This window comes from Micromonospora sp. bgisy143 (genome assembly GCF_057708145.1).
The window spans coordinates 63,836-75,701 of record NZ_JBYIRN010000021.1; the positions used below are offsets into that span (position 1 = coordinate 63,836).

An 11,866-nucleotide genomic window follows, 5' to 3' on the forward strand; every position below is an offset into this window, starting at 1 on the left:
TGAGGGAGCCGGATCCCGGCGGCGAGGACGCCCTCGCCGCCGGGACCCGCGCGGGACGGAGCGTCCTCACTGCGGCAGCCCCTGCTGATTGAAGATCTGCACCATCTTGGTGTGGGCCGCCTTCACGGCCTGCGCGGGCGCGGTGCCCTGCACGACCTGCTGCATCATGTCGGTGAGGACGTACGCCGAGCCGACGGCCTGCTGGCCGGCGCTTGCCTTCTGCGGGAAGGTCAGGCCGTTCTTCGTGTTCAACGGCAGCTGCAACTGGGTGATCTTGCGCAGCATGGGGAACGCCGGGTCGCCGCTGGTGAAGAACGGGTCCGCGTCCCAGACCTTCTCCCAGGCGGGCATCACCAGACCGGGCGCCTCCTTCGCCACGCCGAGCAGCGCGGGCGCACTGACCAGGTACTGCGCCAGAAGCTTGGCGAGCGCGGGGTTCTTGGCGCCCTTGAAGACGACGAAGCCCTGCGACTGGCCGAGCAGCAGCGGATTGTTGGTGGCCGGCCCGATGCAGTCGGAGAAGACGTGGGTGTTGGCGTGCACCGGGTTCTTCTTGGTCCGCGAATCCGCGTAGACGCTGAACTGGTTGCGGGTGTAACCCAGGATTCCCGCGAGCCAGTTCTCGTTGTTGCTGGTGTCGGTCCAGCTGGCGATCCCCGGCGGCAGCATCGGCTTGTACTTCGGATTGGTGTAGATGTCGCCGAGGAAGGTCACCGCCTGCACCGTCTCCGGTGACTCGAAGGTGACCTTCCTGCCGTCGTTGGAGGCGATCGACCCGCCGTACGCGTTGATCAGCGCCTCGATCATGCCGTTGGCGTCACCGGACCGGTTGATCGTCATGCCCCAGCCGAACCGGCGCTTGCCGGGATCGGAGATCGCCAGGCAGACGTCCCGCAGCTCCTCCCAGCTGTAGATGTCCTTGGGCGTGATGCCCTTCTCCTGCATCCAGTCCTTGCGCAGGAACGACCCGATCCCGATGAAGTGGTACGGGATCGCGAACCACTTGCCGTCGAAGACGCAGAAGTTCTTGGCCTCCGCGCACGGCTCGCCGTACTTGGCGGTCAGCGCCTGCACGACGTCGGTGACGTCCTCCAGGTCGCCCAGTGCCTGGAACTGGGCGACGAACCGGGAGTCGGTCATGAACGCCAGGTCACGAGCCACCCCACCCTTGACCTCGGCATCGATCTTGGCGACCACGTCACCCGCGTCGGCCTGGACCAGGCTGTTCTCGATCTTCGTGCCGGTGCTGTCGGCGAACTTCTTGATCGAGCTGTCGAGGGCGTCGTTCGCCGCCGTCGAGTACAGCTTCTGCGACAACATCCCCATCGAGGAGCCCTTCATCGACGCGGCGGCGTCGATCAGCTCCTGCGGGACCTCCGGCTGCACCTTGGTCGGCGACTCGGAGGTGCCCCCACACGCGGCCAGACCCGCCGCGCCGAGTACCCCCACCCCCATTCCCAGCACGCCGCGCCGGGACCAACCCGATTTGTCCTCCATGGACACCCGCCTCCTTCGTCTCGCCGCGTACGGCCGCACGCCGAAGGCGCACCCGGCGAACGCCGCGATCGTCGTGTTTCCAGTTGGGCTTCTTGGTGGCGACCACGGCCGGTCGCCCGTCGAGATCAGTTCGTTCGTCGGTCGCCGTGGCAACGAGCGGGCTCGCCGGCCGCCACGGAGCGTCCGCGCATGCACGCTCCGTCCGAGCCACCCGAGATCTGTCGGGTGCCGCACCTCGGACGGTGCGACGTGGTCGAGGCGATCGGCGACAGGGCCGAGACAGTGGCGCTGACGTTCCGGTTCGGTCGTGTCACGGGACCACCGCCGTTCGAGATTTCGAACTAGGTTCGATATACCGCATCGAGTGGTGCGACGCTAGAGCAGCCCGGTAAGCGATGTCAATGTTTCGATGCTGTTTCGAACCGAAAGCGGGAGTTTTGTTACCGGGGCTGGGCCCGGTAACCCATCCGCGCCGACAGCGCGGCCGCGCCCTCGCGAACCAGGCCCGTCCACTTCCCCTGCACCTGCGGCGTCCAGCGGATGATCGGCGCGGACAGGCTCATCGCGGCGATCACAGCGCCGGAGTGGTCCCGGATCGCCGCCGCGACACAGCGCATCGCACTGTCCGACTCGCCGACGTCGACCGCGACACCCTCGGCCCGGACCTGGTCGAGATGCTCCCGCAGGAGGTCCGGGTCGGTGATGCTCTCCGGCGTCATGCCCGGCAGCGGATCCTTCATCAGGACCGCGTCCAGCTCTTCCGGATCGAGGGCGGACAGCAGCACCTTGCCGACCGCCGTGCAGTGCGCGGGCAGCCGCAACCCGACCCCGGACACCATCCGTACGGGGTGGATGCTGTCGAACTTGACCAGGTAGACCACGTCGGCGCCGTCCAGCACCGCCACGTGAACCGCCTCGTCGCAGGCGGCCGCCACGTCCCGCGCGACACCCTGTGCCTCGCGTACCAGATCAAGCCGACCCGCGAACGCCGCGCCCAGCTGGAACAGCGGCATCCCGAGCCGGTACTGCACCGGTTGACCCGGCACGGAGATCAGGTACGAGCGAGCCTCGAGCGTCACCAGCAGCTCGTGGACGGTGGTGCGCGGCAGGTCGAGCCGCTCCATCACCTGGCGGGCCGACAGTTGAGGGCAGTCCAGGAACAGTTCGAGGACGTCGAGTGCGCGGATAACTGCCGGTACCACACGGGGCATGTCGCTAGTCCCTTCGAAATGCCGGACCCGTGTCAACGATCTCCACACGGCCCAGCACCTGAAGAGGATAGCCACGTGAGCCGTCCGCGCCAGGCTCCGAGCGCCCAGCGCTCGATGTCACACAGGTCTGGGACGCTGCGGGACGTGAGCACGACGGATCCGTTGCCCCGCGACCTCACCGGACTGCGCGCCCATGTCGCCGGCGGCGGGCGTCCCAAGTACCTGTTCTTCTGGGGTCACCGGCCCCAGGCTGACGGCAGCATCGGACCGGGGTGCCTGAGCCAGTGGTGGCCGGCACCATTCACTGTGGACGGCACTCGTTATCTGACCGCTGAGCACTACATGATGGTCGGCAAGGCCCGCCTGTTCGGTGACGACGCGATCGCCGCTCAGATGTTGACGGCGTCGCATCCGGGCGCGGTCAAGACCCTGGGCCGGCAGGTACGCGGATTCGATCAAACCGTCTGGGACGAGCACAGTTTCGGTCTGGTCGTCGCCGCCAACGTGGCGAAGTTCAGCCAGCACCCCGACCTTGGGCAGTACCTGTCCGGCACGGCCAACCGGATACTGGTGGAAGCCAGTCCCGTGGACCGGGTCTGGGGCATCGGACTGGCGGCAACGGACCCACGCGCCGACGACCCGGCCCAGTGGCGCGGCCAGAACCTGCTCGGGTTCGCCCTGATGCGCGCCCGTGCACAACTTGACGCTCGATAACCTCAGGCTCGGCCCGGACCGACGCACGTTAGTGACGGCGGTCACAGTGACGGGAGACCCGATCCCGAGGAGGCCGTCGTCTTACCTGTCGTGAGACGAAGCCTGGACGCGGCGGACGAGCAGGAACTCGTCCGCCGGGTGGCCCGTGGTGACCGGCGGGCCTTCGACGAGTTGTACCGGCGGACCGCGCCCTGGTTGGAGGTGCGCCTGCGACGGCGGTGCGCCGACCCGGACATGGTCGCCGACGTCCTCCAGGAGACCTACCTCGCGGTCTGGCGGGCGGCCGGCAGCTTCACCGGCCACCAGGTGAGCGGCAGCGCCGTCGGCTGGCTGTGGACCATCGCCGCGCACCGCCTGGTGGACGCGTTCCGGCGTCGTTCGCGGCAGGCCCGGGTGCCGCAGGTGCACCCGGTCGAGACGGTCGTGCCCGCCGCCGAGGACGAGGCGCTCGCCGGTCGGGTCGGGCAGGAACTCGAACAGGCCCTCGCCGTGCTGCCGCCCGAGGTCCGCGCGGTGCTGCGCGCCACCGTCCTGGACGGCTTCACCGTCCGCGAGACGTCCGTGCTGCTGGGCGTACCCGAGAACACCGTCAAGTCCCGGATCCGTCGCGCCCGGATCGTCCTGCGGGAGGCACTGTCATGAGCACGCATCCCACCCTGAACGACATCGACCGCTACGCCGATGGCGATGCCGGTCTCGACGAGGCGACCGTCTGGTCGATCGAGGTGCACCTGGAGAGCTGTGCCGACTGCCGGGCCCGCCTGGCCGGCAGCACCACGGCAGCTTCGCGCGCCCTGGTCGCCCAGGTCGCGGCGGCCGTCGACCGCACGATCGCCGCCGGTCCCGCTCCACGATCCAGGACATTCCTTCGTACGCCGATGCGACAGCGCTGGTTCGTGGCGGCGCTGCTGCCCTGGGTCGCCATGACCGCCGGCGTGCTCGGCAGCGCGGCCCTGCTCACGTACTTCCTGTCCGAGCTGCCGTCGATCGTGCTGCTCCTCGCGCCCCTCGCGCCGCTGCCCGGGGTCGCGGCGGCCTGGAGCAGACGCGGCGACCCGGCCTGGGAACTGGTCGTCGGTACTCCCTCGGCCGGTCTGACCATGTTGCTGCGGCGTACCACGGCGGTGCTCGTTCTCGTCATCCCGCTGCTCGCCGTGCTCGCCGCGTACGGGGCCAGCCGGGTGAACCCCGCGCTGATGCTGCTGCCGTGCCTGGCCTTCACCGCCGCCACCCTGCTGCTCGGCTCCCTCATCGGCGTACGCCGTGCCGCGGTCGGGCTGATGGCGGCCTGGGCCGCCGCTGTGGTCGCGCCCAGCCTCGCCACCGCCGAGTTGCCGGTGCTCCTGGAGCCGACGGCCATCGACGGGTGGGCCTTCGTCACGGTCGTGCTGGCCGCCCTGACCCTCCTGCGCGCCAACAGCTTCCGGCGCCTCACCTCGTTCTGAAGGGAACAATCATGCGAGCGGTGAGCCTGGCCGAGACGGCCACCACCATCCACCCCTGGGCCATTCAGGCCGAGGCGCTGAAGGTACGGGCCGGCCGGCACCTGGCCGTCGACGGGCTCGACCTGAGCCTGGCCGCCGGGGTGCACGGCCTGTTGGGGCGCAACGGGGCGGGCAAGACGACGTTGATGCGTGCGTTGGCCACCGTGATCAAACCCGCCGGAGGGCGGCTCACCCTGCTCGGCAGTTCGGTGGACGGCCGTGCCGACCTGCGCCAGGTACGGCGTTCGTTGGGCTACCTGCCGCAGCACTTCGGCTACTACCCGCGGTTCACCGTGCGGGAGTTCGTGTCGTACCTGGCCTGGTTGAAGGAGATGCCGAAGGCCGACATCCCGGCGGCCACGCAGCGCGCCATCGACCGGGTCGGGCTCAGCGCCAAGGCCGACGCCAAGCTCCGGACCCTCTCCGGCGGGATGCTGCGCCGCGCCGGCGTCGCCCAGGCCATCGTCAACGATCCACGGGTGCTGCTGCTGGACGAGCCGACCGTCGGTCTCGACCCCGAGCAGCGCCTCGACCTGCGTGAGCTGCTGCGCGACCTGGGTACGGACGCCTGCGTGCTGGTTTCCACCCACCTCGTCGAGGACGTGGTCGCCGCCTGCACCGAGGTGGTGCTGATCAACGAGGGTCGCTTGGTGTGGCAGGGCATGCCCGCCGGTCTGGCCGCCGAGGGCGACGAGCGCCACCCGGGCGACAGCCCCGCCGAACGCGGCTACTCGGCGCTGCTCCGCCGTCACGAGGAGGCCGGCCGATGAGTGCGCTGCGGATCGAACTCCGGCGCTCCGCCGCGGCCGGCGCCGCACTGCTCGCGGTGGCGGTCGGCGTCGCCGCCCTCTACCTCGCCCCGGGCCGCTGGTCGGAGGGGTGGATGTCGCTCACGCTGACCATCAAGGAGTACCTGCTCCTGCTCTGGCCGATCGCCCTCGCCGCTGGCGCGTGGCAGGGCCGCCGCGAACACCGGGCCAAGGTCGGGGAACTGTTCACCAGCACACCCCGGTCCCGCGCCCGCCGGATGCTGCCGGTCCTCGTCGCGATGGGCGCCACGCTCGGGCTCGCGTTCCTGCTGGTGGTCGGCGCGGGCGGCATGCGGATCGCGTCCACGGCCGCGTACTTCCCGCCGGACGTCGTCGCCATCACGCTGGTCGGCGCGTTCTCCCTGGTCGCGGCGGCGTGGCTCGGCCTGGGCATCGGGCGGCTGCTGCCCGCTCTGGTGACCGCGCCGGTGCTCGCCGTGGCCGGTGTGCTGCTGGTCTTCTTCACCGCGGTCATGCGGCCCGACTGGATGGGCGCGATCCTGTCCCCCGCGTACGGCAGCAGCCCGTTCTACCCGTTCCAGACCATCGACCCGCGGGTCACCGCCGCACTCGCCATCTTCATGGGCGGGCTCGCGCTGACCGGCGTACTCCTGCTGGTTGCGCAGGGTCCACGGACCGCGACGGCCGCCGCCCTGCCGGTGCTGCTCGGCTTCGGCGTCGCGACGGCGCTGGTCCCCCGCGACGAGGCCAGCCTCGTCGCACCGATCGACCCCGTGGCCCGTGAACTCGTCTGCACCGACGACGCGCCGAAGGTCTGCGTCACCCGGGTCAACGCGAACGTGCTGGACGCGCTGACCCCGCTCGCCCGCCAAGGGCTGGCCGCCCTCGCCAAGATGCCGAACGCCCCCACGCAGGCACACGAGGACACCCGGGCCTACCTCAGCGAGGACCTGCCCGCCCGTGACCCTGCGGTCGTCACGATCACCGTCCGGATCGACGAACACGGCGGCCTGGCCCACCCCGCCGCCGTGGTGCCCGAGATGGTGTTCGGCCTGGGCACCGGGTACGGCAACCTCGACTGCGAGCGCGACGGCGCCGTCGAACGGGCCGCCGCCTACCACCTGCTCGGCCGCGAGCCGGTCTCCGACGTCGGTGTCATCCCCGGGATGATCGAGGAGGATCCGCAGCTCAACGCCGAGGCGGTAGCCCTGTGGCGGGACCTCCAGAAGCTGCCCGCGCCGGAGGCGATCGCCCGCGTGACGGCGGTACGGGACGCGATCCTGGCCTGCCAGAACCCCACCGGACTCCTGTCGCGATGATCCTGTACCTGCGCGCACGACGCGTACCCCTGGCACTTGCCGCCTCCGTCGGCGCCGCCGCCCTGATCTGGGCGCTGTGGCTGACGCTGTCCACCGAGCGCGACGTCATCCTCCTGCTCGTCGTACTGGCCGTCACGCTGATGGTGGCGGTCCTGTCGACCACGCTGGCCGCCCCCGACGAAGACCTGGAACGCACCGCCGCACTGCACTGGCCGTGGCGTCGGCTCCTGCACCTGCTGGGCGCGCTGGCGGTCGTACTCGTCGTGCTGCTCGCCACCCAGCCCACCGGCGCCCGGTTCGGCCCCGTCGCGCTGGTGGTCCGCGACGCGGCCGGCCTGCTCGGCCTCACCGCGCTGTGCGCGACGGTCGTGGGCGCGGCCCGCGCCTGGTTCCTCCCCGTGGGCTGGGCGATCACCGCCGCCATGTTCCCGCAGACGAGCACGTGGGGCGCGCTCGCCACCTGGCCCGGCCAACCCCACACCAGCCGGTCGGCGGCCGTGGTCGCGGCCGTCCTGGCGGTGACGGGCCTTGTGGCGTACGGGTTGCGCGGCGCCGCCCGCCGCGACTGACGGCGTAATCGATTCCCGTTTGATCGCCGGCGCTCAGGACACCGCGAGCAGCCGGAACTCGCAGCGGACGCCGCTGGCCTTGGCGAGCCGACCATCACCGGTCACGAGTGGGCAGGCCAACAGCTCCGCCGCCGCGACGTAAGCAGCGTCGTACGCCGTGACATTTCCCCGCAACTGCCACATCCGGTCGACCAGCATGGCAATGGCAACCTCATCGACAACCAACGAAGGCAGGGTGCCGATCGCCTCCTGAGCCCGGGCAAGGCCCAGCTTCCCGCCGAGAACCTTGCCCCTGATCACCGACATGACCTCGACCAGGAGATGGCTTGGTGCGGCCCAGTGTGGATCTGCGGTCAGCTCCGTTCGCGCCGCGTCGCCGACCGGTCCGTCGTCGACCAGGGCATCGGCCAGAACCGACGCGTCCACGACGATCATGCAGCGCTACCCCATGGTCCGCGCTGCTCCCGCTGGTCGTCCAACTCGGCCGCGCTCTCCCCTGGCAGGGAACGAGCACCATCAGACCGGCCGGCGAAGTGATCAAGGATAGCCGTGTTACGCAGCCGCCGAGCCTGCGTCTCCACCAGATCCAGCAGGTACGCCTGGAGTGACTGTCCGCGCGCCTTGGCCTGCGCCGCCAGGGCGTCTCGTACTTCCTCCGGCACGTCCCGAATCTGCAGCGCAACCATGCATTTATTATGCATGCAGCATCACTCGCTCATCAGGAAGAACCGCGAGCGGCCTATTGGCCTGTGGGAGAGTGGGCCGCCAGGGACTCGAACCCTGAACCTATGGATTAAAAGTCCACAGCTCTGCCATTGAGCTAGCGGCCCGCGCGCTCAGGTTACCTGACAGTCAACGATGCCGGCTCTCGGCTTCCGGCCAGCCGTCGATGCCTCGCCAGCGACGTGATCAACTCGACTTCCAGGAAGGCGGGGCATCCGGGCGGCCGGGATACCCCGACTTCCGCGAAGGCGAGTCGATCACGCAGCTCACGTCGGGTCGGACGGCGGTTGAGGGCCTGCTGGGCGGGTACCGGGTCGGACATGCGGATCGTGGTGGTGGGGGCGAGTGGCAACGTCGGTACGGCGGTGCTGCGGCGGCTGCGCCGGGAGCGCGGGGTGGAGCTGGCCGGGGTGGCCCGGCGGTTGCCCGGCCCGGACGCCGGTACGCCGTACGACCAGGTGGAGTGGCACTCCTGCGACGTCGGTGCGCCGGGGGCCCCGGGCCAGTTGGCCGAGATCTTCGCGGGGGCGGACGCGGTGGTGCACCTGGCCTGGCAGATCCAGCCCAGTCATGATCAGCGGATCTTGCGGCGGACCAACGTCGACGGCAGTCGGGCGGTGTTCGACGCGGTGGTGCGGGCCGGGGTGCCGGCGCTGGTGTACGCGTCGTCGGTCGGCACGTACGCGCCCGGGCCGAAGGACCATCCGATCAGCGAGCGGTGGCCCGCCACCGGAGTGTCCGGCTCGTCGTACAGCGAGCACAAGGCGGAGGTCGAGGCACTGCTGGACGGGTTGGAGCGGGACCATCCGGCGTTGCGGGTGGTACGGCTGCGACCGGGGCTGATCTTCCAGAGGGACGCCGGTGTGGAGATCACCCGCTACTTTCTCGGCCCGTTCGCGCCGGTACGGCTGCTGCGCTTCGGTCGGATTCCGCTCGTACCCACCAACCGGCGGCTGCGGATGCAGGCGGTGCATGCCGACGATGTGGCTGACGCGTACGCCAGGGCGGTGCTGGGTGATGCGCGCGGCGCTTTCAATGTCGCCGCGGACCCGGTGCTGACCCCGGAGCTGGTGGCCCGGCACTTCCACGGTTGGACGGTGCCGGTCGCGGCGCCGGTGCTGCGGGTGGCGGCAGCGCTGACGTGGCGGGCGCGGCTGCAACCGGTCGACGCGGGCTGGGTCGAGCTGGGCCTGAACGCGCCGCTGATGTCCAGCGAGCGGGCGGAGACCGAGCTGGGCTGGACACCCAGGATCGACGCGTTGACCGCGCTGAAGGAGCTGTTCGCCGGCATGGCCGGTGGCGAACACACCCCCAGCCCGCCCTTGTCGGCGGCGTCCCACCAACCCGGCCGCCCCACCGGCCTCCTGGCGGGCAACCCCCCGGGCCAGGGCAACCCCTACTGAGGTGATCAAGAGGTTCGCGTCACCAGACGGACGAGATCTGACGCGAACCTCTTGATCACCGCGCCGAAAGGCTTGCGCCCAGGAAGAAGATGCCGGGGTGGCCGGGCGTCTCGAACTTGCCGCTGGGGTTGCGGCGCAGGGTCGAGCTTTCGATCTTCATGGTGCCGGTGCGGTTGTTGCTGACGAAGAAGATCGCGCCGCCGCCCTCGTTGGCCTTGTTGTTCTCGATGACCGTGCCGGCGATGCGGACGGCGAACTCGTTGCCGTCGCAGTAGATCGCGCCGCCGCTGCCGCCGCCGGGCGTACCCGACTTGGCGGGATTGGCGCCGTTGCCGATCGCCTCGTTGTTCCGCAGCAGACTGTTCAGCACCGTCCACGACACACCGATGCTGCTCAACGCCCCTCCGTTGGAGCAGGAGCCGCCGTCGAAGGTGCTGCTCACCACGTACACCGGCTTGTTCTCGTACTGGCTCAGTACCCGCACGGCCGCCCCACCCAGGTCCGGGCCGGTCCGGTCGCAGCGGTTGTGGACGAAGCGTGAGTTGACGATCTTGAGCCGCCCGCCGCGTACGAAGATCGCGCCACCGCCGCCACCCTCGGCCCTGTCGCCGGTCGAGTTGCCGTCGGCGAAGGTCAGGTTCTGCACGGTGAGCTGCGGGTGGTCCTGGTTCTGGCAGTGCGAGGTGGTCCAGCCCTGGGCCTCGTCGCAGGTGTTCATGTAGAGGATGCGGCGCTGCCCCTGGCCGCTGAGCGTGACCTTGCCGCCGCCGTCCAGCACGACCTTCGGCCCGTTGGCGTTGCGGACCTTCGCGGTCGCGGCCATCTTGATCGTCACCGGAGCCGGTCCACAGTCGAACGTGATGATCCCGCCGGCGGCGACGGCCTTCACCACGGCCGCGGAGGTGCAGCTCGCCGGGGTGCCGGTACCGACCGTCCGGGTCGGCTTGGCGGTGTCCACGGCCCGGGCCTCGGCGGGCACGCTCGCGTGGCCGTTCGGATTGCCGGCCGCGAGTGCCTTGGCGGCCGGGGTGGTCGGCTTCGGGCTCGTGCTGGCCCCGGGGCCACCGAGACCGTCCCGGCCCGCCGCTGCGACACCCTGGTCGCCGGTCGAGAGAGCGTCCGGCGTGGCCTCGGGGGTGGCCGACGCGCCGGCCGGCGCAGGATCGGTGGACCCGCAGGCCGGCAGGGTAGCGGTGGCGACACCGAGGACGAGCAGAGCGGCAAGCGACGTCATGCGCACCCCGTGACTCTAGGAGCCGTGACGCCACGCCGCCGAATCCGCCGTGCCGGCTTAATCCGCTGCTAAGCAACGCAACGCCACCCGGCGATGGTCAGCGCGGCCCGGTCAGGCGTGGGAGAGGGCGAACGCGGTCAGGAAGCCGGCGACCGTGATGAGGCCGACCAGTAGGTGGGCGTCCTCGAACGCCTCCGGGACCATGGTGTCGGTGATCATGGCGAGGATCGCCCCGGCGGCCAGCGCGGTGATGGCGGCCAGCGCCTCCGGTGGCGCGCCGCCCAGCAGCGTGTTGCCGACCAGTGCGGCGAGTCCGCTGATCAGCGCGATCCCGGTCCAGAGCAGGAACACGTACCGGCGGGTCCGGCCGGCCTGGCGCATGCCGGCCGCGCTGGACAGCCCCTCCGGGATGTTGCTGAGGAACACCGCGACGACCGTGACCAGGCTGACCGCGCCGCCGGCCAGCAGGCTCGCGCCGATCACCACCGATTCGGGTACGCCGTCCAGCAGCGCTCCGACGGCGATGGCCGACCCGGAGCCGGGGTGCTCACCCTCGGAGGGCTGCTGACCACCCGAGCGCTTGCGGTTCCGCGCGCCGCGCCGGGCGAGGCCCACGTTGGCGAGGGTGTACGCGCCCGCGCCGCCGGCCGCGCCGATCACGGTGGGCAGCATGCCGCCCTGGTCGTGCGCGACCTCGATCAGCTCGTACGAGACGGCGGAGAGCAGCACGCCCGCGCCGAACGCCATGACCGACGCGATGAGCCGCTGGGGTACCCGTGCGAACCAGCCGACCGCCGCCCCGATCAGCAGCGCCGACCCGGCCAGCAGTCCCCATCCGCCCGCCTGCAACCACTCCGGCATTCCCGGGACCGTACCCCGTGCGGCGGGGGCGGCAAACCGTGCGGCGGGGGCGGCGAACCGTGCGGGGGCGGTGAACCGTGC

At 70.7% G+C, this 11,866-nt stretch carries 13 protein-coding genes and 1 tRNA gene; 7 read left to right on the forward strand and 7 right to left on the reverse strand.

What is annotated here, in order from left to right; genetic code table 11:
• Positions 1-66: 66 nt before the first annotated feature.
• Both AC3EN4_RS22760 and AC3EN4_RS22765 read right to left on the reverse strand, forming a co-directional pair.
• Positions 67-1,497, reverse strand: a complete 1,431-nt coding sequence (locus AC3EN4_RS22760) for an extracellular solute-binding protein (RefSeq protein WP_435207725.1) — start codon at positions 1,495-1,497, stop codon at positions 67-69.
• A gap of 440 nt (positions 1,498-1,937) precedes the next feature.
• Entirely contained in the window at positions 1,938-2,708 is a 771-nt protein-coding gene (locus AC3EN4_RS22765; RefSeq protein WP_435207726.1) for an IclR family transcriptional regulator, read from the reverse strand.
• A 144-nt stretch (positions 2,709-2,852) separates the two neighbouring features.
• Here AC3EN4_RS22765 and ybiA point away from each other — a divergent pair, with 144 nt between their 5' ends.
• The 6 genes from ybiA (at position 2,853) to AC3EN4_RS22795 (ending at position 7,564) form a co-directional block, all read left to right on the forward strand.
• On the forward strand, positions 2,853-3,422 hold the full coding sequence (gene ybiA, locus AC3EN4_RS22770; protein ID WP_435207727.1) for a riboflavin biosynthesis intermediates N-glycosidase: 570 nt from the start codon (positions 2,853-2,855) through the stop codon (positions 3,420-3,422).
• 90 nt (positions 3,423-3,512) lie between these two features.
• Complete coding sequence (locus AC3EN4_RS22775) at positions 3,513-4,064, forward strand: RNA polymerase sigma factor (protein WP_435207728.1); 552 nt, start codon at positions 3,513-3,515, stop codon at positions 4,062-4,064.
• On the forward strand, positions 4,061-4,867 hold the full coding sequence (locus tag AC3EN4_RS22780; protein WP_435207729.1) for a zf-HC2 domain-containing protein: 807 nt from the start codon (positions 4,061-4,063) through the stop codon (positions 4,865-4,867). Before AC3EN4_RS22775 ends, AC3EN4_RS22780 begins: the two co-directional genes overlap by 4 nt.
• Positions 4,868-4,878: 11 nt before the next feature.
• Positions 4,879-5,676 (forward strand): ATP-binding cassette domain-containing protein, encoded by a 798-nt coding sequence (locus AC3EN4_RS22785; protein ID WP_435207730.1) that lies wholly within the window; start codon positions 4,879-4,881, stop codon positions 5,674-5,676.
• On the forward strand, positions 5,673-6,995 hold the full coding sequence (locus AC3EN4_RS22790; RefSeq protein ID WP_435207731.1) for a hypothetical protein: 1,323 nt from the start codon (positions 5,673-5,675) through the stop codon (positions 6,993-6,995). Before AC3EN4_RS22785 ends, AC3EN4_RS22790 begins: the two co-directional genes overlap by 4 nt.
• Positions 6,992-7,564, forward strand: a complete 573-nt coding sequence (locus AC3EN4_RS22795; protein ID WP_435207732.1) for a hypothetical protein — start codon at positions 6,992-6,994, stop codon at positions 7,562-7,564. Before AC3EN4_RS22790 ends, AC3EN4_RS22795 begins: the two co-directional genes overlap by 4 nt.
• Positions 7,565-7,597: 33 nt before the next feature.
• On the opposite strand, the gene AC3EN4_RS22800 is transcribed toward AC3EN4_RS22795, so the two are convergent.
• From AC3EN4_RS22800 to AC3EN4_RS22810, 3 genes are all read right to left on the reverse strand, one after another.
• Positions 7,598-7,999 carry a type II toxin-antitoxin system VapC family toxin gene (locus AC3EN4_RS22800; RefSeq protein ID WP_435207733.1) on the reverse strand — a complete coding sequence of 134 codons (402 nt, stop codon included), beginning with the start codon at positions 7,997-7,999 and terminating at the stop codon, positions 7,598-7,600.
• Positions 7,996-8,250, reverse strand: coding sequence for a FitA-like ribbon-helix-helix domain-containing protein (locus AC3EN4_RS22805; protein WP_435207734.1), 255 nt, complete (start codon positions 8,248-8,250; stop codon positions 7,996-7,998). Before AC3EN4_RS22805 ends, AC3EN4_RS22800 begins: the two co-directional genes overlap by 4 nt.
• A gap of 72 nt (positions 8,251-8,322) precedes the next feature.
• Positions 8,323-8,394: transfer RNA gene (locus tag AC3EN4_RS22810), tRNA-Lys, on the reverse strand.
• A 213-nt stretch (positions 8,395-8,607) separates the two neighbouring features.
• Between AC3EN4_RS22810 and AC3EN4_RS22815 the strand changes: the two genes are divergently transcribed.
• A complete protein-coding gene (locus AC3EN4_RS22815) occupies positions 8,608-9,690 on the forward strand; it encodes an NAD-dependent epimerase/dehydratase family protein (RefSeq protein ID WP_435207735.1) in 1,083 nt (360 codons plus the stop codon).
• Positions 9,691-9,745: 55 nt separating this feature from the next.
• Here the strand turns inward: AC3EN4_RS22815 and AC3EN4_RS22820 are convergent, their stop codons facing one another.
• A complete protein-coding gene (locus AC3EN4_RS22820; RefSeq protein WP_435207778.1) occupies positions 9,746-10,924 on the reverse strand; it encodes a hypothetical protein in 1,179 nt (392 codons plus the stop codon).
• 111 nt (positions 10,925-11,035) lie between these two features.
• The gene (locus AC3EN4_RS22825) at positions 11,036-11,785 is read right to left on the reverse strand and encodes a ZIP family metal transporter (protein WP_435207736.1); all 750 of its coding nucleotides are present in this window, start codon (positions 11,783-11,785) and stop codon (positions 11,036-11,038) included.
• Between the last annotated feature and the right edge of the window lie 81 nt (positions 11,786-11,866).